The organism is Falsiroseomonas ponticola (assembly GCF_016805305.1).
Taxonomy (GTDB): Bacteria; Pseudomonadota; Alphaproteobacteria; order Acetobacterales; family Acetobacteraceae; genus Falsiroseomonas; species Falsiroseomonas ponticola.
Genome location: NZ_JAERQN010000003.1, coordinates 64,717 through 89,959, shown reverse-complemented (window position 1 = coordinate 89,959; position 25,243 = coordinate 64,717). Strand labels below are relative to the sequence as shown.

Sequence of the window (25,243 nt, the reverse complement as noted above, 5' to 3'; positions counted from 1 at the left end):
ATCCGGATCCCGGCGGCTTCCCCCTGAACGGCATGTCGGGCCTCACGCGGTGTTGTGGGCGAAGACGCGCAGGGGCGCGGCCGGGTTCCGTCAGCCCGGCCCGCGGATCGCCTTTCTGCCATCCGGGTCGCGCACCCGCCGCCACAGGCCGCGCAGCGCCACGCCCAGGCGGCCGGCGCGCGCCACATTGTCGGGGGCGCGGGAGAAGAGGGCGGCGATGATCCGCCGCCGCGCCACGGCATCGATCCGCCAGGCGATGCCCACCACGCCGGGGGCGCCGCGGCGCACCACCTCCCCGCGCACCGCGCCCACTTCGGGCAGCACCAGGTCGAGCGTCGTGCCGATGGCCGGCGCCAGGGAAGGGTCGTCGTAGCGCAGCCGCGCGCCGCTGACGGAGCAATCCTCCACCGTGAGCCCGGGCAGGCGCCAGCGGACATCGAAGCGCTCCTCCCCCCGCGGCCGCGGCAATTCGCAGGAGACGAGCATGCAGACCAGGGCGAGGACGATGGCGATGGAGGCCCAGACGATGTTCATCACATCCTCGGCCGCCACCTCCACCGGATTGTCCGGGCCGATCAGGGACCAGGCGATGCCGCCCAGATTGGCCGCCAGGATGGCGCCGAAGCCCATGGCGAAGCCGCGGTTGAAGGTCATGGCGGTGCGCGACCTGCCCTTGGCCGTCACCTTGAAGGGCCGGCCGAAGGGGCGGATGGCGGCGGCGACCAGGGACATGGTCACGGGCAGGGCGGCGACGGCGTGGCTCACCTCCGTGAACAGGGGCAGCGAGCGCCCGCCGGAGATCCAGGCGCTGTGGATCCAGAAGCAGGCCAGCGCCGGGACGCCGTAGGTGACGAAATCGACGTGGTCGGCCTGGAAGGCCGGCACGCCGAGCACCCAGTAGATGGCGGGCCCCAGCAGCAGCAGCAGCAGGAAGGGCTTGGACAGCCAGTGCAGCAGCCCGTGCAGGTAGTGCAGCCGCTGGCCGATGGTGTAGCCGCGGCCGACGAAGGGCCCGTCCCGCAGCAGGGCCACCTGGATGGTGCCGAGGCACCAGCGCGCGCGCTGGGTGCAGTATTCCGCCATGTCCTCCGCCGACAGGCCGATGGACAGGCGCTCGTTCAGCCAGCGCGTCTCGTAGCCCCGGCGGAGCAGGGAATAGGTGAGGTAGATGTCCTCGCTGACCGCGCCTTCGGGGAAGCCGCCCATGCGGTCCAGCAGGTCGCGGCGCACGATGAAGCCGGTGCCGACGCAGAAGGCGCAGCCCCAGGCATCCTTGGCGGGCTGGAACAGGTCGAAGAAGACGCGCTGGTCATCCACCCAGGACCCGGTGATGCCGAGGTTGTGCTGGATGGGATCGGGGTTGAAGTAGAATTGCGGCGTCTGCACCACGCCGACCTTCGGGTCCAGGAACAGCCCGACCATGCGCTTCAGCATCTGCCGCTGCGGCGCGAAATCGGCGTCCAGCACCAGGATCAGCGGCGCGCCGGTGATCGCCGCGGTCTGCCGGTAGCCGCTGTTGAGGTTGCCGGCCTTGGCACCCTTGTTGTCCGGGCGCGTCAGGTAGCGGGCGCCCACCTCCTCGCAATAGTCGCGCAGCCAGCCGCGGCGCGTATCGTCCAGCACCCAGACCGTGAAACGGTCGCGCGGGTAGTCGAGCGCGAGGGCGGAGACGATCGCCTTCTCCAGCACCTCCAGCTTCTCGTTGTAGGTGCAGATGAAGATGTCCACGGCCGGCCAGTCGCCGCTGCGCGCCAGCAGCGCCTCCGCCGCATCGGCCTGCGCGCGGACCCGCGCGGCGGAACAGCGCGTCATGATCAGCGCGGCGCCGAGCGTATAGGCGATGGAGATCGTCTCGAAGAGCAGGAAGAGCCGCGCCCAGAGCGGTTCGAACGCCATGTCGAAGGCGGGCAGGGTCTGGGTGATGCGCCAGTGCAGGTAGACCAGGATGGGCAGCATGGCGCAGCCCGTGAACAGCACGCGGTCGAAGGGCCGGGACCGGTCGAGCAGCAGGGCCAGCAGCAGCGCCGCCAGCGCGAAGCCCGCCCCCCAGGACAGCGCGGCCTGCAGGTCCCAGGGCGCGCCCGCGATCAATTCGGCCCTTCGCCCCGCGGGGGGGAGGCCGCGTCGCGCGTGGGCGATGCCTCGGCGCGGCCGAAGATCATCGCCACCACGCCGCGCGTCCAGCGCCAGGCGGTGGTGGTGACGTCGCCGAAGAAGCTGCCATCCACCTCCACGCTCACCCAGCGGCCGATATCGCAGGGGACGGAGGGGGCGAGCCGGCTTTCATAGCCGCGCGACCAGCGGCGCGGCGACCGTTCGTCGAATTCGACCAGCACGTACATCTCCCGCCGCTCCATCGGCGGAAAGGGCACGGCGTAGCCGGTATCGACGCGGTCCGTGGTGCGCGGCAGCACCTGCACCACCACGCCCAGCCGGGTCTCCTGCCAGCCATCGGCCTCGATCCTGACGCGGGTGCCGAGGCCGAGGCGATGCGCCTGGCGGACGGAGAAGATGGCGACGACGAAGGCGCGGCCGCATTCGACCGTGCCCGCGATGGTGTCGCCGGCCGCGAGCCGCTGGCCGGGGCTGGCGAAGGCGCGCAGCACATGCCCGCCATTGGCGGAGACGGCCTGCGCGGCGCGCTGCTGGTTGAAGCGCTCCTCCTCCACCCGGGTCTGCGCCTCCAGGCTGGCCAGGCTGGTCATCAGCTGCTGGCGCTCGACCCGCATGCGGTTGATCTCGAGGATCGTGTCCCGCCGCCGCTCCACCAGCGCGCCGAGCGCCCCCTGGCCATCGCCGACATAGCTGCCGGTCTCCACCGCGATGCGTTCCGCGACGCGCCGCGCCAGCGTGGCCTCCGCGGCGATCAGCTCCTCCCGCGCGCCGCGCTCCCGCATCTGGGCGATGCGGTACACGGTCTCCGTCACCACGCCGCGTTCGAACAGGATGCGCTGGCGGTTGGCCAGCGCCGCCTGTTCCGCGACGGCGGAGGCCGCGGCGGCGGCCTTGGCGCGGGCCTCGCGCTCCCCCTCCTCCGCCATGCGCATGGCATGGGCGCGGTGGGTCGAGAGCGCCGCCTCCAGCGTCACCACCCAGGATTCGGCGATGGAGAGGCGCTGTTCGAGCCCGGTCAGGGCGACCCGGGTGCCGGCGGTCTGGTTCTGCAGGCCGATCAGGGTGGAGCGGTCGAGCCGTTCGTTGCGCAGATGCGCCAGCACCTGGCCGGGGCCCACGGCCTCCCCGGGCTGGGCCAGCAGGCGGTCCAGTTCGCCATCGATCGGGGCGGTGACCAGCGCGATCGGGGCATTCACCACGGCGCGGGTGGAGGTGTCGGACAGGATGGGCGGCAGGGTCGCCAGCAGCAGGCTGCCCGCCAGCAGGATGGCGCCGGAATAGGTGACGGCGCGCAGCGTCCAGGCGGGCCAATGGGCGCGCAGCTCCGCCAGGCTCGGCGGGTCCAGCCGGTGCAGCAGCGCTTCCGCCGCGTCACGCCAGGGCCGGTGGTGGGCGGCCGGGGGTTCGCCCGCGGGCGGGGGGGCGGGGCGCGCGGCCGGGGGCTCCGGCGGCGGGGGCGGCGGCGGGGCCTGGCCGAAGCCGGGGCTGGCGGCTTCGTCGAGGAAGATCGGCTGGGGCGGCGCGGGCGTGGCGCGCGGGGCCACGGGTTCATGGTAGCGCCCGGCCGGGGGCGGGCCGCCGGCCGGCTGCCAGGGGAAACGGGGGCCGGCGGCAGGGTAAGCGGCGCCATCCCCCGGCGCGGCATCACCCGCGGCGGAAGTCGCCCCCCCGTCTGCCGTCCGCGCGGGTTTGCGCGGGTAGCCCCACAATCGCATGCGGGGTTTGGCCCCTTCTTGCGCCGGCCGGCCGTGCCATCAGGGCAGCCCGCGAGCGCAGCGTAAAAATTGAGAGCGAGCCTACCGAATTGGCTCACGCCTTCGTTCTAAATTCACATTCATGTCAAAACAAGCGATCGCTGGTTGCAGCGGCCGCGGACCTGCACGCGCCGGGCTCTATTCCCCGCGCAGGGCCGCCCCGGCCGCGAGGGGCGCGAGCGGCGCGGCCAGCGCCAGCAGCGCGCCCAGCAGCAGCAGGTAGGGGCGCGCCTCCATGCCGCCGGCCGCGGCCTCGATCGCCGCGGCGCCGAAGATCACGGCGGGGATGGACAGCGGCAGCACCAGCAGGGGCAGCAGCACGCCTCCGCGCCGCGCGCCCAGCGTCAGCGCCGCGCCCGCCGTGCCGAAGAGGGAAAGGATGGCGGTGGCGATCCCGAGCGCCGCCATGGCCGCGCCCCAGGCTTCCACCGGCAGGTTGAGCAGCGCCGCGGCGACCGGGCAGGCCACCAGCAGCGGCAGGCCCGTCACCACCCAGTGCCCCGCCGCCTTGGCGGCCGCCAGCAAGGCGGGCGGCAGGCCGGAGAGCAGGAGCTGGTCGAGCGAGCCGTCCTCCGCCTCCGCCCCGAACAGCCGGTCGAGCGGCAGCAGCGCCGCCAGCAGCGCCGCGGCCAGCAGCGCGCCGGGCGCGATGCGGGCCAGGGTCTGGGGCTCCGGCCCGATGCCGAAGGGGAACAGCGCGCAGACCAGCACGAAGAACAGCACCGCCGCCAGCGCATCGCCGGGGTGGCGGAGGGCGAGGCGCACCTCCCGCCCCAGCACCGCGAGGAAGCCCCTCACAGCCGCAACTCGCCGGCGCCCGGCAGGGGCAGGGGCAAGTGCGTCGCCGCCAGCACGGCGCCGCCCGCTTGCCGATGCGCCGCCAGCAGCAGCCCCAGCCGCTCGACCGAGGCCGTGTCGAGCCCGACCGTCGGCTCGTCCAGCAGCCAGAGCGGCGCCGGCGCCAAGGCGAGGCGCGCCAGCGCCAGCCGCCGCTTCTGGCCGGAGGAGAGGACCCGCGCCGGCAGGTCCGCAAGGTCAGACAACCCCACGGAATCCAGCGCCGCCTCCGTATCCCCGCCCCAGAGACGGGCGAAGAAGGAGAGGTTCTCCCGCGCACTCAAGGAGGGTTTCAGGGCGTCCTGGTGGCTGAGGTAGCGGAGCCTGGCGGCGTGGGCCACGCGGTCCGCCAGCGCATCCTGCCCCTGCCAGAGCAGCTCGCCCTCCGCGAGAGGCACGAGGCCCGCGAGCAACCGGAGGAGGGATGACTTGCCCGCACCATTGGCCCCCACCAGCAGCAGCGCGCCGCCAGGCGGCAGCGTGAAGGACAGGCCGGCGAAGACCGCGCGTTCCCCCCGCCAGCAGGCGAGGTCCCGACCTTCCAGCATCAGCGCCCCTTCAACCCCGCCTCACCGGATGGACCGGCCCCCTTGCCTGTGGTTTAAGCCCAATGCTGCGGTCGCGAAAGCGCCGCGGGCGAAACCGCGCCTGGGTCGGCGGAAGGCGCCCCGCTTCCGGGGTCGCACCGGTCCCGGTGCCACGACGGGGATAACCGGACCATGCGGATGATCGGGCAGGACAGCCTGAAGACCCGCCGTACCCTCACGGTGGACGGCAAGGACTACAACTACTTCAGCCTGCCCGAGGCGGCGGCCAAGATCGGCGATGTGACGCGGCTGCCCTACAGCCTGAAGGTGCTGCTGGAGAACGTGCTGCGCTTCGAGGACGGGCGCAGCTACACGGTGGACGACGCGAAGTCGATCGCCGGCTGGCTGGCCGAGGGCCGGTCCACCAAGGAAGTCCCCTTCCGCCCCGCCCGCATCCTGCTGCAGGACTTCACGGGCGTGCCGGCCGTGGTGGACCTGGCCGCGATGCGCGATGCGCTCGACAAGCTCGGCGGCGATCCGCGCAAGGTGAACCCGCTGGTTCCCGTGGACCTGGTCATCGACCACTCCGTGATGGTCGATGTCTCCGGCAGCAAGGACGCGCTGCAGAAGAACGTGGACATCGAGTTCGAGCGCAACGGCGAACGCTATGAGTTCCTGCGCTGGGGCCAGTCCGCCTTCGCCAATTTCCGCGTCGTGCCGCCGGGCACCGGCATCTGCCACCAGGTGAACCTGGAATATCTGGCGCAGGTGGTCTGGACGTCGCAGGACGGCCCCGACACCTACGCCTTCCCGGACAGCTGCTACGGCACCGACAGCCACACGACGATGGTCAACGGCCTCGGCGTGCTGGGCTGGGGCGTGGGCGGCATCGAGGCCGAGGCCGCGATGCTCGGCCAGCCCATCGCCATGCTGATCCCCGACGTCATCGGCTTCAAGCTGACGGGCAAGCTGCGGGAGGGCATCACCGCGACCGACCTGGTGCTGACGGTCACGCAGATGCTCCGCAAGAAGGGCGTCGTCGGCAAGTTCGTCGAGTTCTACGGCTCGGGCCTCGATGAGCTGCCGCTGGCCGACCGCGCCACGATCGGCAACATGGCCCCGGAATACGGCGCCACCTGCGGCTTCTTCCCGGTGGACAAGACCACCATCGACTACCTCCGCATCTCCGGCCGCGACGAGCACCGCATCGCGCTGACGGAGGCCTATGCGAAGGCGCAGGGCATGTGGCGCGATGCCTCCACGCCCGACCCCGTCTTCACGGACACGATGGAACTCGACCTCTCCACCGTCGAGCCCTCCATGGCCGGCCCGAAGCGGCCGCAGGACCGCGTCGCGCTGTCCAATGTCTCGGCCTCCTTCGCCAAGGACCTGGCGGCGGGGACGATGGGCGTGCCGGGCGACAAGGCCGACCTCCGCGTCGGCGTCGATGGCGCCAACTACGACCTCGGCCATGGTGACGTCGTGATCGCGGCGATCACGAGCTGCACCAACACCTCCAACCCCTACGTCCTCGTCGCCGCCGGCCTCGTCGCCCGCAAGGCGCGGGCCAAGGGGCTGAAGCCGAAGCCCTGGGTGAAGACCTCGCTGGCGCCTGGCTCCCAGGTGGTGACCGAGTATCTCGACAAGGCGGGGCTCTCCGCCGACCTCGATGCGCTCGGCTTCCAGACGGTCGGCTATGGCTGCACGACCTGCATCGGCAATTCCGGCCCGCTGCCGGATGCGATCGTCGATGCGGTGGAGAACAACAAGCTGGTGGTCGCCAGCGTGCTCTCCGGCAACCGCAACTTCGAAGGCCGCGTGCACGCCAATGTCCGCGCGAACTACCTGGCCTCGCCCCCGCTGGTCGTCGCCTATGCGCTGGCCGGCACGGTGAAGCTGAACCTGGCGACCGACCCGATCGGGACCGGCAGCGACGGCCAGCCGGTGTACCTAAAGGACATCTGGCCGACGACGCAGGAGGTGAACGACACCGTCCACGCCGTCGTCACCCGCAAGATGTTCATGGAGCGCTACGGCGACGTCTTCAAGGGTCCGGCCCAGTGGCAGGCCATCCGCGTCGATGCGGACAGCGACACCTATCGGTGGAACTCCGGCTCCACCTACGTCCAGAACCCGCCCTACTTCACGGGCATGACGATGGACGTGGCGGACATCAAGAACGTCACCGGCGCGCGCATCCTGGCGAGCCTCGGCGACAGCATCACGACCGACCACATCTCCCCGGCCGGCTCCATCAAGAAGACGTCCCCCGCGGGCGACTACCTGCTGGAACACCAGGTCCGTCAGGCCGACTTCAACAGCTACGGCGCGCGCCGCGGCAACCATGAAGTCATGATGCGCGGCACCTTCGCCAATATCCGCATCAAGAACGAGCTGGCGCCGGGCACCGAGGGTGGCGTGACCAAGCACCACCCCTCGGGCGAGGTGATGCCGATCTACGACGCCGCGATGAAGTACAAGAACGAGGGCGTGCCCCTCGTCATCTTCGGCGGCAAGGAATACGGCACCGGCTCCTCGCGCGACTGGGCGGCCAAGGGCACCTTCCTGCTGGGCGCCAAGGCGGTGATCGCGGAGAGCTTCGAGCGCATCCACCGCTCCAACCTGGTCGGCATGGGCGTGCTGCCGCTGGTCTTCAAGAATGGCGAGGACCGCAAGAGCCTCGGCATCACCGGCGCGGAGACGATCGACCTGCTGGGCGTGGAGAATTTGTCGCCGCGCATGGACGTGACGATGGTGATCCATCGCCCGGACGGCACGACGCACACCACGACGCTGATGTGCCGCGTCGATACGGCGGATGAGGTCGAGTACTACAAGAACGGCGGCATCCTGCACTACGTGCTGCGGGGCATGGCCAAGGCGGCCTGATTCCCCACGGCGACGCCTTCGGCGTTGCCGCGGCCTGCCCGGATTGGGTGCCGGTCCTCTGGGGTCGGCGCCGCCTGCCGCGGTGAAGCCGCGGCAGGGCATCGGGGGGCGGCCCAGGGATCGGGCACGGGCGGGTTCCGCCGGTGCCGGCAAGGTGGAAGGGGCGCGGTCCGGCGGGGCCGCGCCCCTTTCGCATGCGGGGGCGAGGCGCGTCGCCCGACAGCCTCTTCCACGTCGGGGATGGCGACGGCATCGAACCCGACGCATCCGCGGCCGTTACGGCCGCCATGCGCATCGCCGTCGTCATCAATTCGGCCTCCGGCACCGCCCTCGGCCGCGACCGGATCGCGGAGGAGGTGGCGCGCCATCTCGCCGCCGCGGGGCTCGATGCCGAGCTGATCCCGGACCTGCCGGGCGGGCTGCTCGCGCGGCTCGATGCCGCCGTGGCCCATGGTGCCGATGCCGTCGTGGTCGGGGGCGGGGATGGCACCATCGCGGCAGCGGCGGCGCGGCTCATGGGCGGGCCGACGGCCCTCGGCATCCTGCCGCTCGGCACGATGAACATGCTGGCCAAGGATCTCGGCATCCCGCTCGACCTAGACCAGGCGGCGGAGGCGCTGGCCCATGGCGCGATCCGGGAGATCGACGTGGCGGAGGTGAACGGCCATTTCTTCCTCTGCTCCTCCGTCATCGGCTCCCCCTCCTGGCTCGGCCGCCACCGGGAGAAGCATCGCGGGCGCGCCTCGCTACGGAATCGGATCGCCTTCGCCCTCGCCGCGCTGCGCTCCGAATGGAAGCACCGGCCGATGCGGCTCAGCGTCTCGCTCGATGGCGGGCGGGCCGTGCGGCTCTGGACGCGTGCGCTCTCGGTCGCGAACAATCCCTATGCCGAGGCCTTCGGCCAGGTGATGGCGAAGCCCGAACTCGATGGCGGGCGGCTCGCGCTTTATGTCGCGCGGCGATACGGCGCCTGGTGGTGGGTGCGGCTGATGGTGGGCATGTTCCTCGGCACCTGGCGCGGCGCACGCCTGGTACATGAACGCACCGCCCGCGGCGTTACCATCCACACGCCGCGCACGGCGGTCCGCGTGATGAATGACGGCGAAGCGGTGCTGCTGCCCCCGCCGCTGGTCTATCGCACCCATCCCGGCGCGCTGCGCGTCATCGCGCCGCGCCCGGCGCCGGTGACGGTGGACGCGCCCCTGGAGCAGGCGGTACCCCCCGGCGCCGCCATCGCCTGACCATGGTCCGCTGCATCGCCCATCTGTCCGACCTGCATTTCGGGGCGGAGGACCCCTCCGTCGTCGCCGCGCTGGCGGCCGACCTGGCGCTGAACCCGCCGGATCTGCTGGCCGTGTCCGGCGACCTGACGCAGCAGGCGCGGCACCGGGAATTCGCCGCGGCCATGACCTTCCTGCGGGCCATCCCCGCGCCGGTCCTGGCCGTGCCCGGCAACCACGACATGACGCCCTATGACGTCATCGAGCGCTTCACCGATCCCTATGGCCGCTGGCACCGCCATGTGGGGCCGGAGACGGAGCCGGTCTTCACCGATGCGGAGATCGCGGTGGTGGGGCTGAACACCGCGCGGCGCGGCGGGCTTTACCTGAACTGGGCGCGCGGCCGCGTCTCCCCCTCGCGCCTCGCACGGGCGGAGGCGCGGCTGGCGGCGCTGCCGGCGGGGCTGTTCCGCATCGTCGTCGCGCACCACCCCTTCGTGGCGCCGGCCCTGGCGCCGGCGGCGCGGCTGGTGGGCAATGCGGCACCGGCCCTCGAAGCCTTCGCGCGGCACGGGGTCGGGCTGGTGCTGACGGGCCACCTGCATCTGGGCGACATCCGCCCGGCGGGCGATGGCGGCATGCTCCTGGTGCAGGCGGCAACCGCCACCTCCACCCGGCTGCGCGGCACGCCCAACGCCTATAACCGCATCACGGTGGCGGAGGGCCAGGCGCGGGTCTCGACCCGGGTGTGGGATGGCGCGGCCTGGCGGGACGCGCCGGCGGCCGTCACCGCCTGAGCGCGCGGCCCAGCGCCAGCGCCGCGGGCACGGCCAGCAGGCACAGCGCCGCCATGCCCCAGAAGCCGCCGCCCCCCAGCGCCGCATAGGCGGGGCCGCAGGCCAGCGTCACCAGCATCATCCACAGGCCGACGCCCAGCGCCGCGTGCAGCGTCTGCGCCGTCGCGGCCTCCGCCGGCGGCACCACGCGGGCCAGCACCGCCATGGCGGCCAGGTGTTGCATGCCGAAGGTAGCGGCGTGGAGGATCTGCGCGGGGAACAGCAGCAGCGGATCGACCGTGACCGCCGTGATGCCCCAGCGCAGCACGCCCGCCAGCGCCGCGGCCACCGACAGGCCGGTCGGCCCCAGCCGCGCGACGATTCCCCGCCCCCAGAGGAACAGCGCCACCTCCGCCACCACCCCCGTGGCCCAGAGCGCGCCGATCAGCCCCGCGCCGAGCCCCGCCGCCTGCCAGTGAAGTGTGCCGAAGGCGTAGTAGAGCGCGTGGCTCGCCTGGATCAGGGCGGAGACGGCCAGCAGCCGCCGGAAGGCAGGGATGCGCAGCGGCGCCAGGAAGCCGCCCCAGCCCCGCGCGGCGCGGGGTGCGGCGGGGGCCGCGCGCGGCAGCAGCAGCGCGGCCAGCGCGGTGCCAGCGAGACACAGGACCAGCAGCACCACCGCCCCCTGCGTGCCGGCCACCGCCACCGCCTGCCCGCCCGCCAGCGCCGCCAGGATGAAGGCGATGCTGCCCGCGGCGCGAACCCGTGCGTAGTCGAATCCCGGCTTCCCGCGTGCCGCCGTCACGGCTACCGCATCCGTCAGCGGCACGATCGGCGCGATGGCCGCGCTGTGGACCGCCTGCACCACCAGCAGCGCCACGAAGCCCGCCGGCAGCAGGAAACCCGCCGCCGCCAGGGCCGAGATCGCGGCGGAGGCCGCCAGCACCACCGGCGCATTGCCGATCGAATCCGCGATCCGCCCGCCGAGCGGCCCCGCCACCAGCCGCACGGCGGACCCCACCGCCAGCACCACCGCCACTTCCTCCGCGGAAAGGCCGTGGCCCGCCAGCACGGCGGGCAGGAAGGGCAGGATGACGCCGACCGCGGCGAATTGCGTCGCGAAGATCAGGGCATGGCGCGCGGCGAGGGTCACGGGCCGCAACCTGACGGCTGCGGGCCGGGGGCGGAAGGGGTTCAGGCCGCCTTTCGAAGCGGTTCGATCCTGCCGGGGGGCAAGGGATGGCTCCGCGCGGGTGAGATGGCGAGCCCGCCACGCCCTTCCGCCGGCGGCTCCAGGCTGCGTTCCAGCGCCAGGGCGGCGATGCCGGCCAGGATGGCCAGCGCGGCGACGCCACAGGCAAGGATGGTCAGGGCCAGGCTTTCCGCCTGTTCGATCGGCCGGGCGGCCTGATCCGGCGGATCGGCGGGCACGGCGCCTGCGGTGAGCATGAGGGCCATCGCGCCGAGCAGGGCGAGCGCCAGCCCGGCCAGCAGGGTAGCGCGCACGGGCGGCACGGCCCGGCCTCGCGGATCGGTCATGCAGGGCCTCCTGCCCCAGCTGGCACGGCGGGGGACCGGCCAGGCCCCTACCCTCCCGCAAGGAGGTTTACGCTTCGTTGCCAACCCGCATCGCCGCGCCGCCGCCCCCAATCCAGCCCCAAAGGTTGCCAAGCCCGCGGCGGCGTGCCACCCGTCACCTCCCCCACGGACCATGCCGACCAACACGATGTCCGATACCACAAGGTCACACGGCCAGATGTTCGCTCCCCGGGTCCGCGCCGTGCTCGGCCCCACCAATACCGGCAAGACCCACCTCGCGATCACGCGGCTGCTGGCGCATGCCTCCGGCATCATCGGCTTCCCGCTGCGCCTGCTGGCGCGCGAGAATTATGACCGGATGGTCGCCGCCAAGGGCGAGAAATACGTCGCCCTGATCACCGGGGAGGAAAAGATCGTCCCCCCGGAGGCGCGCTGGTTCGCCTGCACGGTCGAGGCGATGCCGCTCGACCGCCGCGCGGAATTCGTGGCGGTGGACGAGATCCAGCTCTGCGCCGATGCCGATCGCGGCCACATCTTCACCGACCGCCTGCTGCATGCCCGCGGCCTGGTCGAGACGATGTTCCTGGGCGCGGAGACCATCCGCCCGCTGCTGCAGCGCCTGGTGCCCCAGGCCGAGATCGAGACGCGCCCGCGGCTCTCCCAGCTCACCCACGCCGGCCAGGCGAAACTCACGAAACTGCCGCCGCGCTCCGCCATCGTCGCCTTCAGCGCGACGGAGGTCTATGCGATCGCGGAGGCCGTGCGCCGGCGCCGTGGCGGCTGCGCCGTCGTGATGGGGCGCCTCAGCCCCCGCACGCGGAACGCGCAGGTGGCGCTGTACCAGAATCGTGAAGTCGATTTCCTGGTGGCGACGGATGCCATCGGCATGGGCCTGAACATGGATGTGGACCATGTCGCCTTCGCCGATCTGCGGAAATTCGATGGCCACAACCTGCGCGCCCTGAATGCGCAGGAAGCGGCGCAGATCGCCGGCCGCGCCGGCCGCGGCATGCGCGATGGCAGCTTCGGCACCACCGCCGATTGCCCGCCCTTGCCGGATGAGCTCGCCCACCAGATCGAGGGCCATCACTTCGAGGCGCTGTCCCAGATCGCCTGGCGGAACAGCGACCTCGATTTCGCCAGCATCGACGGGCTGCTGGACAGCCTGGCCGCGCCACCGCCCCAGCCGGGCCTGGCCAAGGGCAATGACGCGGTGGACCACATCACGCTGAACGCCCTGGCGCGGGAAGCGGAGATCCGCGGCTTGGCGCAGAGCCGCGCCCGCGTGCGGCTACTGTGGGAAGCCTGCCAGGTGCCCGACTTCCGCAAGATGTCGGATGACAGCCACACCAGGCTCTGCGGCAAGATCTTCGGCCACCTAGCGCAGGAAGGCCGGCTGCCCACCGACTGGGTCGCGGGCAACATCGCCGCGCTGGGCAATGTGGAGGGCGACCTCGACACGCTGATGGCGCGGCTCGCCCATATCCGCATCTGGTCCTACATCGCCGCCCGCGGCGACTGGATCGCGGATGCGGAAAGCCACCAGGCGGAGGCCCGCCGCGCCGAGGAGGCGGTCAGCGACGCGCTGCATGAGCGGCTGATCGCCCGCTTCGTCGATCGCCGCGCCGCGCACCTGATCCGCAGCCTGGACGACACGGAAAAGGAACTGCTCTCCGCCGTCACCCGCCAGGGCGACGTACTGGTCGAAGGCCATTCCGTCGGCAAGGTCCAGGGCTTCCATTTCCACCCCGACCCGGATGCGACGAAGGAGGAGGAGAAGCGCCTCGTGCTCCGCGCCGCCCGCCGCGCGCTGCGGGAGGAGATGCCCCGCCGGCTCGCGGCGCTGGAGATGGCGAAGGACGAGGCCTTCACCCTGACGCCGCAGCACCGCGTGATGTGGGACGGCGCGGAGGTGGCGCGCCTGCGCCCGGGGCCGGAGCCGCTGAAGCCCCATGTGGACGTCATCGCCACCGAATTCCTCGACAACACGCAGCGCGAAAGGGTGCGGGCCAAGCTCGCCCTCTGGCTCGATGCGCTGGTGAAGAAGGAACTCGGCGGGCTGGAGGCGATGGAGGCCAAGGCCGCAGAGGACAACACGCTGCGCGGCCCGGCCTTCCGGCTGCGGGAGGCGATGGGCCTCGCCCCCGGCGCCACGGACCGGGAGGTGCCGGCCGATCTGCGCACGCGGCTCAAGGCCATCGGCATCCGGGCCGGGCGCTACGCCCTGTATCTGCCGGATGTGCTGAAGCCGCGCGCGATGCAGCTGCGGGCCCAGCTCTGGGCGCTTCGCCGCAACATCCCGACGCCGCTGCTGCCCAATCCCGGCCTGGTGGCAGTGACGCTGCCGGAAGTGCCGCTGCCGGCGCCGGCCGATCCCAACACGCCGCGCGGGCCGGAAGGCTGGCCGCCGGGCTTCGCCATCATGGCGGGCTGGCTGCCGGCCGGGCGCGTGCTGCTGCGCCTCGACGTGGCGGAGCGGATCGCGGGCGAACTCGGCTACCTCACGCGCCGCGCCCCGGCGCCGGTGCCGGAAGGCCTGGCGTCCCGCCTCGGCGTGAAGGGCGACACGCTGCCCATGGCGCTGGAGGCGATGGGTTTCCGCCTGATCCCGGGTGGCGAGCTGGAGGAGGGGCAGTTCGGCCCGCCGGCGCCGCCCCGCATCAGCGTCCACCGGCCGGAACGCCAGGGCCCGCGCGGCCCGCGCCGGCCCGACCAGGCGCGGCCGGAAGGTCGCCCCGACCAGGCGCGCGGCCCCCGCCGGGATGACCGGCCGCGCGGCCCCCGCCCGGAGGGCACGCCGGATGGCGCGCCGCGCCCGGTCTATTTCGGCCCGCCCATCCCGCCGGAACTGCGCCAGCCCCGCCCCGATCGCGGCCCGCGCCGCGATGGCGCGGATCGTGGCCCGCGCCGGGATGGCCCGCCGCGGGATGGCCAGCGGCGCGATTTCGGGCCGCGGCGCGATGGCGGCAACCGCCCGCCGCGGCATGGCGCGCCGGCTGGCGACCAGGCCCCGCAGGCCGATCGGCCGCAAGGCGACCGGCCCCAGGGCGATCGGCCCCAGGGGGACCGACCCCAGGGGGACCGACCCCAGGGTGACAGGCCCCAGGGTGACAGGCCCCAGGGGGACCGCCAGCGGGGCGACCGGCCGCGTTTCGATGGGCCCCGCCCCGACCGCCGGCCGGACGGCCCGCGCCCGCAGGGCGACCGTCCGCGCTTCGACGGGCCGCGCCCGGATCGGGGTGGCGACCGGGGACGCTTCGGCCGCGACGAGCGGCCGCGGGAGGTGATCGCGGCGCCGAAGCCCGATTCGCCCTTCGCGGTCCTGGCCCAGCTGAAGCTGAAGAAGGACTGAGGCCGGCATGGAGGCAGGGGAAGGGCGCGATTTCCAGCGTCTCGACCTCTGGCTCTGGTGCGCGCGGCTGGCCAAGACGCGGGCGGAATGCGCCCGCCAGGTCTCGGGCGGCAGCGTCCGCATCAACCGGCTGCCGACCGACAAGCCGCATGCGAAGCTGCGCGTCGGCGATGTGCTGACCCTGGCGCTGGGCGGGCGCGTGCGGGTCTGGCGCGTGCTGGCGCTGGCGGAGCGCCGCGGCCCGGCCAGCGAGGCGCGGGGCCTCTACGAGGATCTCTCCGACCCCGCCTGACACAGCCGCTTGCCTTGCGTCGCGCGCCGGGCCATGTCGTCATCTCCGCGCTGCTGGCATGGCGCGGACGAAAGCCGCCGCAGGGGCCGCGGCACGCATCTCCGCCGGAGGCGCAGTTGACCTACGTCGTCACCGAGAACTGCATCAAGTGCAAATACATGGACTGCGTGGAGGTCTGTCCGGTGGACTGCTTCTACGTGGGCGAGAACATGCTGGTCATCCACCCGGATGAATGCATCGATTGCGGCGTCTGCGAACCGGAATGCCCCGCCGAGGCGATCCTGCCCGACAGCGACGACAAGGCGACGCCCTGGGTCGAGCTGAACCGCACCTACGCCACGCAATGGCCGAACATCACCCGCAAGGGCCAGGCGCCCGCCGATGCGGATGAATGGAAGGACAAGCCGGGCAAGAAGGACCTCTTCGACCCCAATCCCGGCTCGCCCTGACCCCGGATCGCCCCGGTACCGGCGAAGACCCGCCCCGGCCGGGGCGGGGGTGGAAACGCACGCCGGTTTGTGTTATGTTATCAAAGGGATCGGGAAAACGACACGGACGGCCGGGCGTTTCCCCCTCATCGGGTTCATGACAAGCCCGCGACCGGGGCTCGCCCGCGGTGCCATTCCCCGGCGGGGGATGCCGCGCGCAGGGCTGCCCGGTCCGCGGCATGGAAAGCGGGTGGCGTGATGAAGCAAACCGCCCAGGCGAAGGCCGGTGCCGTGAAGACGGGCGCCGCGAAGGCCGGCGCCGGAAGGACCGGCGGCGCGAAGGCCGGCACCGCCTCGAAGCCTGCCGGCGCCAAGGCCGCGACCGCCAAGGCCGCCGCCGTGGCCAAGCCACCCAGCAAGGCCGCACCCGCCGCCAAGGCCCCCGCAGCCGCCCCCGCCCCTGCCAAGGCGCCGGCGAAGGCGGCAGCGGCCGCTCCCAAGACAACCGACAGCAAGGCCATCCCCATCAAGACTCCAGCCACCCCGGCGCCGGAGGCCAAGGCCCCGGCCGCGAAGGCCGCCACCGCCAAGGCGCCGGCCGCCAGCAAGGCAGCCGCCGAGAAGACCCCCCCGGCGAAGGCCGCGGCCGCGCCGGAAGCCAAGGTCGCCGCCCCGCCGCCGGCCCGCGCGCCCGAACCCGCGCCGCGCCCCGCCGCCCCCATGCAGAACCGCAATACGCCGCCCCGCCCCGCCGCCGCAGCCGCCGCCTCCGCGCGCCCGCCGGTCTATCCGCCCCGTCCGGCGCCCCGGCAGCCGGTGGTGGAGGATGGGGATGACGCCCCCTCCCCGCCCCCGCCGCCGAAGCCCAAGGGCCCGCCGGTGGAATTCAAGGCGGGCGACCATGTCGTCTATCCCACCCATGGCGTCGGCCAGGTGCAGGGGATCGAGGACATGCCCGTGGCCGGCATGTCCCTCAAGGTCATCATCGTGACCTTCGAGGAGAACCGGATGACGCTGCGCGTCCCGGTCAACAAGGCCGCCTCCTCCGGCCTGCGCAAGCTGGCCAGCCAGGAGATGATGAATGAGGCGCTGGAGGTGCTGCGCGGCCGCGCCCGCATCAAGCGCACCATGTGGTCCCGCCGCGCCCAGGAATACGAGGCGAAGATCAACTCCGGTGACCCGCTGGCCATCGCGGAGGTCGTGCGCGACCTGCACCGCAACGCCGGCCAGCCGGACCAGTCCTTCTCCGAGCGCCAGATCTACGAACAGGCGCTGGACCGCCTGGCGGCGGAACTCGCCGCCATCGACCGGACGGACAAGGCGGCCGCGGCCGACAAGCTGCAGACCTTCCTCAAGACCGTCACCTGACGATCTCGCCCGGGGGTTGGCGAAACCCCCGGGCCTTCCCCTTTCACCGCCACCATGCGAAGGGGCCCGGCCGCGCCGGAGCCCGTAGCCATGTCCACCGCACCGCAACGTCGCCTGTCGCCCCATCTGCGGCGCCTGGAAGCCGAGGGCATCGCCATCATCCGGGAGACGGCGGCCAGCTTCCGCAACCCCGTGCTGCTGTATTCCATCGGCAAGGACAGCAGCGTGGTGCTGCACATGGCGATGAAGGCCTTCGCCCCCGGCAAGCCGCCCTTCCCGCTGCTGCACATCGCGACAGGCTGGGACTTCCGCGCCATGCTGGAATTCCGCGACCGGCGCGTGGCCGAGCTGGGCCTGGACTGCATCGTCCACACCAACCCCGATGGCCTGGCGCGCGGCATCGGGCCCCTCACCCACGGCTCCCAGCTCCACATGAACGTCATGGGGACGGAGGCGCTGAAGCAGGCGCTCGACAAATACGGCTTCGACGCCGCGCTGGGCGGCGCGCGGCGGGATGAGGAGAAGGCGCGCGCCAAGGAACGCGTCTTCAGCCACCGCACCGCGGGCCATGTCTGGGAACCGCGCAACCAGCGGCCGGAGCTCTGGGGCCTCTACAACACGCGGCTCAACGCCGGCGAGGGGATGCGCGTCTTCCCGCTCTCCAACTGGACCGAGTTCGACGTCTGGGACTACATCGCGGCGGAGGAGATCCCCGTGGTCCCCCTCTATTTCGCGGCCGAACGCCCCATGGTCCGGCGCTCCGGCGCCCTCATCATGCGCGATGACGACCGCATGCCGCTCGAGCCGGGCGAGACGGTCGAGATGATGTGGGTGCGCTTCCGCACCATGGGCGACTGGCCGCTGACCGGCGCACATGAAAGCCGGGCGGAGACGATCGGGCAGGTCCTCGAGGAAATCCGCGACAGCCGGAAGAGCGAACGCGAGGGCCGCCTGATCGACAGCGACCAGGAAGCGTCGATGGAACGCAAGAAACGCGAAGGGTATTTTTGACGGGCTGCCGCGGTCTGGTGGCACAGCGGGCCGCCTGGGTCTGGTGACGCGCGACGGCTGCCGGGTTGCACCGGGGCGCTACGCCAGTTCGTACTCAACCTCCGGCACGTAATGCGCGGCCTCCTTCCCGAGGAAGGAGGAGAAGAGCGTGAAGCACTCCACCGTCACCGGCGGCGTGCGGAACAGGCTATGCGCCTGGACGAAGCCGATCAGCTTGTGGGTCTCCGCCCGGTCGGTCCGCGCCAGAGTCACATGGGGGGCGAAGCGCTTGCGCTCCGGCTCCAGCCCGATGCGCTGCAAGGCGGTCTCCACCTTGGCCTGGAGGCGCGTCAGCGCCTCCGACCGCTCTGCCGTCACATGCAGGGACTGGATGCGCCCCGCCTTCTCGAAGGTGCCGACCCCGGCCAGCGCAAGGTTGAAACGCGGGCAGCGGATGGCGGCCAGCGCCGTATCGACCTCCTCCGCCTGCCAGCCCTGCACCTCCCCGATGAAGCGCAGCGTCAGGTGGTAGTTCTCCGGCGGCACCCAGCGGGCGCCGGGGATGCCGCCGGAGAGGGCGGAAAGCTGGGCCTTGACCAGGGAGGGAAGGGCAAGGGCAACGAAGAGACGCGGCATCGGCAGGCGCTCCGAATCCGGGGCGCCCTCAGCCTGAAGCCAAAGGCCGCACCCGGTCCAGTAGCGTTTCGATGGCAGGAAGGATGCGCTCCGCCAGCAATTGTGCGCCCCGCGCCGTGGGATGGATGCGGTCGGGCTGGTTCAGCGCCGGGTCGCCGGCGATGCCCTCCAGCAGGAAGGGGTAGAACACGATATCGGGACGGTCCCGCGCCAGGTCGGTGAAGACGGCGGCGAATTCCCGCCCGTATTCGGCGCCGAGGTTGGGGGGCGCGATCATCCCCGCCAGCAGCACCGGCAGGCGGCGCTGGGCCAGCGTGTCCAGGATGGCGACGAGGTTCGCGCGCATCTGCGCCGGCGTCAGCCCGCGCAGCCCGTCATTCCCCCCCAGCGCGACGATCACGGCATGGGGCCGGTCCGCCAGCGCCCATTCGAGCCGCGCCCTTCCCCCCGCCGTGGTGTCGCCGGAGACGCCGGCATCCAGCACGCGCACGTTGCGGCCGCGGGCCCGCAGCAGCGCCTCGATCCGCGCCGGCGGGCCCTCCCCCCGCGCCAGGCCGTAGCCGGCGGTGATGGAATCGCCCAGCATGAGCAGGCGGATTTCCTGGCCCTGTGTGCCCCCTTGGGCGAACGCTGGCGTGCCTGCCAGCAACACTCCGCAACCCGCCATGGCCTTTTGCAGCGCCGCGCGCCGCCCATATCGGGCCAAACCTTGCGAGGACTTCATGTCGAACCCCGAGAAGCTGGTGGCCGCAACCGGTCTCGTCTTCACCGCCGCCGCCGCTTCCGGCCCCGTGCCCGTGCTGCGCGGCGTGGACCTCAGCGTCGGCGCGGGGGAGGCGGTGGGCATCGTCGGTCCCTCGGGGTCAGGCAAGACATCGCTCCTCATGCTGCTGGCGGGGCTGGAACGCCCCACCGCGGGATCGCTCAGGGTCGCGGGGAGCGACCTGGCGGGGCTGGACGAGGATGCCCTCGCCCGCTTCCGCCGGGACGAGGTGGGGATCGTCTTCCAGGCCTTCCACCTCATCCCCACCATGTCGGCGCTGGAGAATGTGGCGGTGCCGCTGGAATTCGCGGGGCGGCGGGATGCCTTCGACCGCGCCGCGGCGGCGCTGAAGGATGTGGGCCTCGGCCATCGGCTGGACCACTACCCCGGCCAGATGTCGGGCGGCGAGCAGCAGCGGGTCGCGCTGGCCCGCGCCGTCGTGGCCGAACCCCGCCTGATCCTGGCGGACGAGCCCACCGGCAACCTGGACCGCGCCACCGGCTCCGTCGTGATGGACCTGCTCTTCGGGCTGCGGGAGCGACTCGGCACCACCCTCATCCTCATCACCCATGACCCGGCGCTGGCGGAGCGCTGCGGCCGGCAGGTGCGGATGGAGGATGGCCGCATCACCGATGACAGCGGCAATGGCCTGCGCATGGCGGCGGAGTAGCGCGCCGTGCTGACCCATCTCCGCCAGGGTTTCCGCCTGGCGCGCCGCGAATTGCGCGGCGGCTTCTCCTCCCTGCGAATCGTCCTCGCCTGCCTGGCGCTGGGCGTCGCCGCCATCACCGCCGTCGGCACGCTGCAATCCGCCACCAAGGCCGGCCTGGCCGCCGATGGCGCGCGGCTGCTGGGCGGCGATGTGGAGGTCCGCGTCGCCTATCGCCCGCTTTCGCCGGAAGCGCTCGCCTGGGCGCGCGGCCGTGGTGCCCGACTCTCCGAAGTGGTGGAGATGCGCGCCATGGCCGTCGCGCCCAATGGGGAGCGCAGCCTGGTCGAGCTCAAGGCCGTGGATGCCGCCTGGCCGCTGATCGGGGAATTCTCCACCGTGACCGGCGCCACGCTGGCGCCGCGCGAGGGGCGCCCGGCCGTGGCGCTGGAGGCCTCGGTGGTCGATCGCCTCGGCATCCAGACTGGCGAGGCGGTGCGAATCGGCGAGGCCAGCTTCACCTTCGTGGGCACCATCGCGCAGGAACCGGACCGGGTCGCGAGCCCCGCCGTGCTCGGCCCGCGCGCGCTGATCCTGGCGGACGCCCTGCCCGCCACCGCGCTGGTGCAGCCCGGGTCGCTGGTGAACTACGACACCCGCGCCCTGCTGCCGCCGGGCACGGAGGCCCGCGCCTTCGGCCGCGCCTGGCAGGCGGCGATGGGCGATGGCGGCTGGCGCGTCCGCTATTCGGACCAGGCGGAGCCGGGGGTCAACCGCTTCCTCGACCGCGCCGCGGCCTTCCTGACGCTGGCGGGCCTCACCACCCTGCTGGTCGGCGGCATCGGCGTGGCCACGGGGGTGCGCGCCTGGCTGGAGGCCCGCGGCCGCACCATCGCGACGCTCCGCTGCCTCGGCGCGCCATCCGGCACCATCCTGGCGACCTACCTGATCCAGGTGCTGGTGCTGGCCGCGATCGGCATCGCCATCGGGCTCGCGGCCGGCACCGCCGTGACCTGGCTGGCCGCCCAGGCCCTGGCCGGCGCGCTGCCGGTGCCGCCGCGACTCGGCTTCTATCCGGGGGCGCTCGGCCTGGCCGCGCTGTACGGGCTGCTGACAGCGCTGGCCTTCGCGCTCTGGCCGCTCGGGCGCGCCCAGCGCATCCCGGGCGCGGCGCTGTTCCGGGACCTCGTCACCGCCAATCCCGGCTGGCCGTCCAGGCCCATCCTCATCGCCAACCTGCTCGCGGCCGTCGCGCTGGTGGCGCTGGTGGTGGGCACGGCGGAACAGCCGAAATTCGCGCTCGGCTTCTGCGCCGGCGCGGCGGTGACGCTGCTGCTGTTCCGGCTCGGCGCCACCGGGCTGATGCGGGTCGCACGCTCGCTGCGGCACATCCGCCGGCCGGCCTGGCGCCTCGGCCTCGCCAACCTCCACCGCCCCGGCGCGCCGACGCCGACCATGCTGGTGGCGCTCGGCATCGGGCTGACCACGCTGGCCGCCATCGCGACCATCGAGGGCAATCTCCGCGCCCAGCTGGCCGACCAGCTGCCGCGATCCGCCCCCAGCTTCTTCTTCATCGATATCCAGAACGACCAGGCGGAGGAGTTCGACCGCATCGCCCGCGCCCAGGCCGGCGTGGACGATGTCCGCCGCGTGCCCTCGCTGCGCGCGCGGGTGGTTGCCGTGAACGGCACGCCGGCGGAGCAGGTGAATGCCACGGAGGAGACGCGCTGGGCGCTGCGCGGCGATCGCGGCCTGACCTATGCGGCGACGCCGCCAGAGGGCACGCGCCTGGTGGAAGGCCAGTGGTGGCCCGCCGATTACAGCGGCCCGCCGCTCGTGTCCTTCGACGCCGCCATCGCCCGCGGCTGGGGCATCGGCATCGGCGCCACGCTGACCGTCAACGTGCTCGGCCGCGACATCGACCTGAAGATCGCGAGCCTGCGGGAGATCCAGTGGCGCGGCCTCGGCATCAACTACGTCATGGTCGCCTCCCCCGGCCTGCTCTCCGCCGCGCCGCACACCCATATCGCGACGGTGCGGTCGGAAGCGGCGCAGGAGGTCTCGGTCCTGCGCGCCATCACCGATGCCTTCCCCAACGTCTCCGGCATCCGCGTACGGGATGCGCTGGAGGCGGTGGCCGGGCTTCTCTCCCGCGTCGGAGTCGCGCTGCAGGCCACCTCCTCCGTCACGCTGCTGGCGGGGATGCTGGTGCTGGCCGGCGCGGTGGCGGCCGGGCAGCGGGCGCGGGTGCGGGATGCGGTGATCCTGAAGACCATCGGCGCCACGCGCCGGCAGATCCGCGGCGCCTGGCTGGTGGAATTCGGGCTGCTCGGCCTGGTGGCGGGGCTGCTGGCGGCGGCCGCGGGCTCCGCCGCCTCCTGGGCCGTGATGCGCTTCGTGATGAACGCGCCCTGGGTGTTCCTGCCGGGGACGCTCGCGGTGACGGTCGCGGGCTGCGTGCTGCTGACGCTGGCGCTGGGCTATGTCGGCACGGCGCTGGCGCTCCGCGTCCGGCCGGCGGGCCTGTTGCGGAACGAGTAGCGGTCGGGCTTCATCGGGGCATGGACACAGAGCTTTCCGAGACCGACGCCGCCCACCTCCGCCACGCCTTCGCCCTGGCCGGCAAGGCGCGGGCGCGAGGCGACCGCCCCTTCTCCGCCGTGGTGGTGGCCGCCGATGGCACCATCCTGGCGGAGGGGCTCTCCACCCAGGGGACGGGCGGCGGCGGAACGCTGGCCCATAGCGAGATGAATGCCTGCCAGGCGGTCATCGCCGCCGGCATTCCGCGCGCGGCGCTGCGGGCCGCCACCATCTATTCCTCCGGCGAGCCCTGCTCGATGTGTTCGTCGGCCATCTTCTACACGGGCATCGGCCGGGTGGTTTACGGGCTCTCCGCCGCCGCCATCCTGCATCTGCGCAACGCCCAGCCGCATACCGCCGGCCTCAACCTCTCCTGCCGCGCCGTCCTGGCCACGGCGGCGGAGCCGGTGGAGGTGGTGGGCCCGGCGCTGGAGGCGGAGGGCGCCGTCCCCCACCAGGGCTACTGGGTGCAGGGCGCCGCCTGAGCCGGCCGTAAGGTCGGCGTAAGGTCGCGCCGTTACCAGATTTTACAGGCCGGGGCCCCGTCGGCCGCAGATGGCCGCGCGTCCCCGGTTGATCTGGATTACGAAAACTCCATATGATGGCGCATGCCGGGGCGGCTCTAACCCTCGTCCCGCAGGAGGTCTTCGAATCATGGCTTTCGGTCCCGACAACCGCTTTCAGACGGGCGCGTCGGCCTGGACCCAGCCCTTCGGGCGGTCCGCGGCCGTCGACCAGGCGCAGCTCGACGAAGGGCTGCGGAGCTACATGCTGCGCGTCTACAACTGGATGGCCTCCGGCCTCCTGATGACCGGCATCGTGGCCTACCTGATCGCGTCGAACCCCGACGTGGCCGCGCTGTTCTACCAGGTGGTCCGCACGCCGCGTGGCATCGCCACCGTGCCGACGATCCTGGGCTGGGTCGCCATGTTCGCCCCGCTCGCCTTCATCCTGGTGCTGAGCTTCGGCATCAACCGGATGAGCAAGACGACGGCGCAGGCGCTGTTCTGGGTCTTCTGCGCCGTGATGGGCGCGTCGATGTCCAACATCTTCGCGATCTACACGGGTGCCTCCATCGCCTCCACCTTCTTCATCACGGCGGCGATGTTCGGCGCGGTCAGCCTCTACGGCTACACGACCAAGGCGGACCTGACCCGCATGGGCAGCTTCATGATGATGGGCCTGATCGGCATCATCATCGCCGGCCTGGTGAACATGTTCCTGCAGAGCTCCGCCCTGCACTTCGCGATCAGCGTGATCGGCGTGGTGGTCTTCGTCGGCCTCACCGCCTACGACACGCAGCGGATCAAGGCGGACTACCTGGAATACGCCTATGCCGAGGGCACGGAAGAGGCCGGCAAGCGCAGCGTCTTCGACGCGCTCGGCCTCTACCTGAACTTCGTCAACATCTTCCAGCTGCTGCTGCAGTTCGTCGGCGTCCGCCGCGAATAGCCCGGCAGCTCCGGAAGGGGCGACCTGATGGCGGCGCGCATCCCCCGGGGTGCGCGCCGCTTGCGTTTTGGGGCCTTCGCAGCCGCGCCGCCCCGATGCTATGGCAGCGCCGTGCGCCTGCGCCCCGCCCTGATCCGCCTGCTGACCGTCCTGCTGCTGCTGCAGTGGGGCACGGCCTTCGGCCATTGCCTGCGCCTGGCCTCGCCGGAAGCGCTGCTCCATCTGGAGATCTGCACGCCGGACGGACTCCAGCGCGTCGCCATGCCGGCGGCGGAGGATGGCACGGACCCGGCGCAGCCCAGCCCGGCCCATCCGCCCGCCTTCATCTGCCCCGCCTGCGCGGGCCCCGCCGCGGTGGCCCTGCCGCCGCCCGCGGTCAGCCTGGTGCCGCCCCTGCTGCTGGTGCAGGCGCCGCAGCCGCCACCGCCCTCCACGCCCAGCCCGGCCCCGCCGCCCCGCTGCCAGCCCCAGCCCCGGGCGCCACCGACGTCCTGATCCCGTCCGCATGCGCCGGCGCCCCGCCGGCCCGTTCCCACGGCTTCAGGAAACCCATCATGTCCCGTTCGATCATCGCGGCCGCCGCGCTCGGCCTGCTGGCCGCCCTTCCCGCGCCCGCCCGCGCCCATGTCACGCTGGAAGTCCAGCAGGCGCCGCCCAACACCACCTACCGCGCCGTCTTCCGCGTGCCGCATGGCTGCGAGGGTGCGCCCACCATCCGCCTCACCGTCCGCCTGCCCGAAGGCGTCACCGAGGCCCGCCCCATGCCCAAGGCGGGCTGGACGCTGCGCACCACGCCGCGCGCCGCCGCCCCCGCCGCTTCCGGCCACGGCGCCGCCCCGGCGATCGCCGAGGTGATCTGGGAGGGTGGCAGCCTGGACGATGCCCATTACGATGAGTTCATCGTGCGGATGCGCCTGCCCGACCGGCCCGGCGAATTGCTGTACATCCCCGTCGTGCAGGATTGCCCGGATGGGAAGCAGGCCGCCTGGGTGGAGATTCCCGAGCCCGGCCGCCGCGTGACCGACTACCGCATGCCCGCGCCGGCCGTACGCCTGGCGCCGCGCAACTGAAGGGGC

General features: G+C 72.6%; 21 protein-coding genes and 1 pseudogene. 14 read left to right on the top strand and 8 right to left on the bottom strand.

Going from position 1 to position 25,243, the window contains the following annotated elements; genetic code table 11:
* Window positions 1-90 precede the first annotated feature (90 nt).
* From JJI54_RS10940 to ccmA, 4 genes are all read right to left on the bottom strand, one after another.
* Window positions 91-2,091 carry a glycosyltransferase gene (locus tag JJI54_RS10940; RefSeq protein ID WP_203073025.1) on the bottom strand — a complete coding sequence of 667 codons (2,001 nt, stop codon included), beginning with the start codon at window positions 2,089-2,091 and terminating at the stop codon, window positions 91-93.
* Entirely contained in the window at window positions 2,088-3,659 is a 1,572-nt protein-coding gene (locus JJI54_RS10935; RefSeq protein ID WP_203073024.1) for an HlyD family secretion protein, read from the bottom strand. The genes JJI54_RS10940 and JJI54_RS10935 overlap by 4 nt, the downstream gene beginning before the upstream one ends.
* A gap of 348 nt (window positions 3,660-4,007) precedes the next feature.
* Complete coding sequence (gene ccmB, locus JJI54_RS10930) at window positions 4,008-4,667, bottom strand: heme exporter protein CcmB (RefSeq protein ID WP_203073023.1); 660 nt, start codon at window positions 4,665-4,667, stop codon at window positions 4,008-4,010.
* Window positions 4,664-5,254 carry a heme ABC exporter ATP-binding protein CcmA gene (gene ccmA, locus JJI54_RS10925; RefSeq protein WP_203073022.1) on the bottom strand — a complete coding sequence of 197 codons (591 nt, stop codon included), beginning with the start codon at window positions 5,252-5,254 and terminating at the stop codon, window positions 4,664-4,666. The genes ccmB and ccmA overlap by 4 nt, the downstream gene beginning before the upstream one ends.
* Window positions 5,255-5,425: 171 nt before the next feature.
* On the opposite strand from ccmA, the gene acnA reads away from it, so the two are divergent.
* From acnA to JJI54_RS10910, 3 genes are all read left to right on the top strand, one after another.
* Entirely contained in the window at window positions 5,426-8,122 is a 2,697-nt protein-coding gene (gene acnA / locus JJI54_RS10920; RefSeq protein ID WP_203073021.1) for an aconitate hydratase AcnA, read from the top strand.
* Between the two features lie 287 nt (window positions 8,123-8,409).
* Window positions 8,410-9,363 (top strand): diacylglycerol/lipid kinase family protein, encoded by a 954-nt coding sequence (locus JJI54_RS10915; RefSeq protein ID WP_203073020.1) that lies wholly within the window; start codon window positions 8,410-8,412, stop codon window positions 9,361-9,363.
* A 2-nt stretch (window positions 9,364-9,365) separates the two neighbouring features.
* The gene (locus JJI54_RS10910) at window positions 9,366-10,139 is read left to right on the top strand and encodes a metallophosphoesterase family protein (RefSeq protein WP_203073019.1); all 774 of its coding nucleotides are present in this window, start codon (window positions 9,366-9,368) and stop codon (window positions 10,137-10,139) included.
* On the opposite strand, the gene JJI54_RS10905 is transcribed toward JJI54_RS10910, so the two are convergent.
* Window positions 10,129-11,271 carry an MFS transporter gene (locus JJI54_RS10905; RefSeq protein WP_203073018.1) on the bottom strand — a complete coding sequence of 381 codons (1,143 nt, stop codon included), beginning with the start codon at window positions 11,269-11,271 and terminating at the stop codon, window positions 10,129-10,131. The two genes, JJI54_RS10910 and JJI54_RS10905, sit on opposite strands and share 11 nt — an antisense overlap.
* A 41-nt stretch (window positions 11,272-11,312) precedes the next feature.
* Entirely contained in the window at window positions 11,313-11,657 is a 345-nt protein-coding gene (locus JJI54_RS10900) for a hypothetical protein (RefSeq protein ID WP_203073017.1), read from the bottom strand.
* Between the two features lie 172 nt (window positions 11,658-11,829).
* On the opposite strand from JJI54_RS10900, the pseudogene JJI54_RS10895 reads away from it, so the two are divergent.
* From JJI54_RS10895 to cysD, 5 genes and pseudogenes are all read left to right on the top strand, one after another.
* Window positions 11,830-14,103, top strand: a pseudogene (locus JJI54_RS10895) (helicase-related protein); the annotation flags it as partial.
* Between the two features lie 913 nt (window positions 14,104-15,016).
* Window positions 15,017-15,301, top strand: coding sequence for an RNA-binding S4 domain-containing protein (locus tag JJI54_RS10890; RefSeq protein ID WP_203073015.1), 285 nt, complete (start codon window positions 15,017-15,019; stop codon window positions 15,299-15,301).
* Window positions 15,302-15,417: 116 nt separating this feature from the next.
* Window positions 15,418-15,750 (top strand): ferredoxin FdxA, encoded by a 333-nt coding sequence (fdxA, locus tag JJI54_RS10885; RefSeq protein WP_203073014.1) that lies wholly within the window; start codon window positions 15,418-15,420, stop codon window positions 15,748-15,750.
* A gap of 237 nt (window positions 15,751-15,987) precedes the next feature.
* Entirely contained in the window at window positions 15,988-17,097 is a 1,110-nt protein-coding gene (locus JJI54_RS32035; protein ID WP_226381666.1) for a CarD family transcriptional regulator, read from the top strand.
* Between the two features lie 90 nt (window positions 17,098-17,187).
* Window positions 17,188-18,108 (top strand): sulfate adenylyltransferase subunit CysD, encoded by a 921-nt coding sequence (gene cysD, locus JJI54_RS10875; RefSeq protein WP_203073013.1) that lies wholly within the window; start codon window positions 17,188-17,190, stop codon window positions 18,106-18,108.
* A gap of 78 nt (window positions 18,109-18,186) precedes the next feature.
* On the opposite strand, the gene thpR is transcribed toward cysD, so the two are convergent.
* Together thpR and JJI54_RS10865 are read right to left on the bottom strand one after the other, a co-directional pair.
* Window positions 18,187-18,723 (bottom strand): RNA 2',3'-cyclic phosphodiesterase, encoded by a 537-nt coding sequence (thpR, locus tag JJI54_RS10870; RefSeq protein ID WP_203073012.1) that lies wholly within the window; start codon window positions 18,721-18,723, stop codon window positions 18,187-18,189.
* A 28-nt stretch (window positions 18,724-18,751) separates the two neighbouring features.
* Complete coding sequence (locus JJI54_RS10865) at window positions 18,752-19,309, bottom strand: arylesterase (RefSeq protein WP_226381665.1); 558 nt, start codon at window positions 19,307-19,309, stop codon at window positions 18,752-18,754.
* A gap of 136 nt (window positions 19,310-19,445) precedes the next feature.
* On the opposite strand from JJI54_RS10865, the gene JJI54_RS10860 reads away from it, so the two are divergent.
* The 6 genes from JJI54_RS10860 to JJI54_RS10835 all read left to right on the top strand — a co-directional run bounded on the left by JJI54_RS10860 (window position 19,446) and on the right by JJI54_RS10835 (window position 25,237).
* The gene (locus JJI54_RS10860; protein WP_203073010.1) at window positions 19,446-20,156 is read left to right on the top strand and encodes an ABC transporter ATP-binding protein; all 711 of its coding nucleotides are present in this window, start codon (window positions 19,446-19,448) and stop codon (window positions 20,154-20,156) included.
* 6 nt (window positions 20,157-20,162) lie between these two features.
* The gene (locus JJI54_RS10855) at window positions 20,163-22,676 is read left to right on the top strand and encodes an ABC transporter permease (protein WP_203073009.1); all 2,514 of its coding nucleotides are present in this window, start codon (window positions 20,163-20,165) and stop codon (window positions 22,674-22,676) included.
* Window positions 22,677-22,696: 20 nt separating this feature from the next.
* Entirely contained in the window at window positions 22,697-23,200 is a 504-nt protein-coding gene (locus tag JJI54_RS10850) for a nucleoside deaminase (protein WP_203073008.1), read from the top strand.
* Between the two features lie 169 nt (window positions 23,201-23,369).
* Window positions 23,370-24,167: a Bax inhibitor-1/YccA family protein gene (locus tag JJI54_RS10845; protein WP_203073007.1), complete on the top strand. Its 798-nt coding sequence runs from the start codon at window positions 23,370-23,372 to the stop codon at window positions 24,165-24,167.
* A gap of 111 nt (window positions 24,168-24,278) precedes the next feature.
* On the top strand, window positions 24,279-24,662 hold the full coding sequence (locus JJI54_RS10840; RefSeq protein ID WP_203073006.1) for a DUF2946 family protein: 384 nt from the start codon (window positions 24,279-24,281) through the stop codon (window positions 24,660-24,662).
* 59 nt (window positions 24,663-24,721) lie between these two features.
* Window positions 24,722-25,237, top strand: a complete 516-nt coding sequence (locus JJI54_RS10835; protein WP_203073005.1) for a YcnI family protein — start codon at window positions 24,722-24,724, stop codon at window positions 25,235-25,237.
* Window positions 25,238-25,243 lie beyond the last annotated feature (6 nt).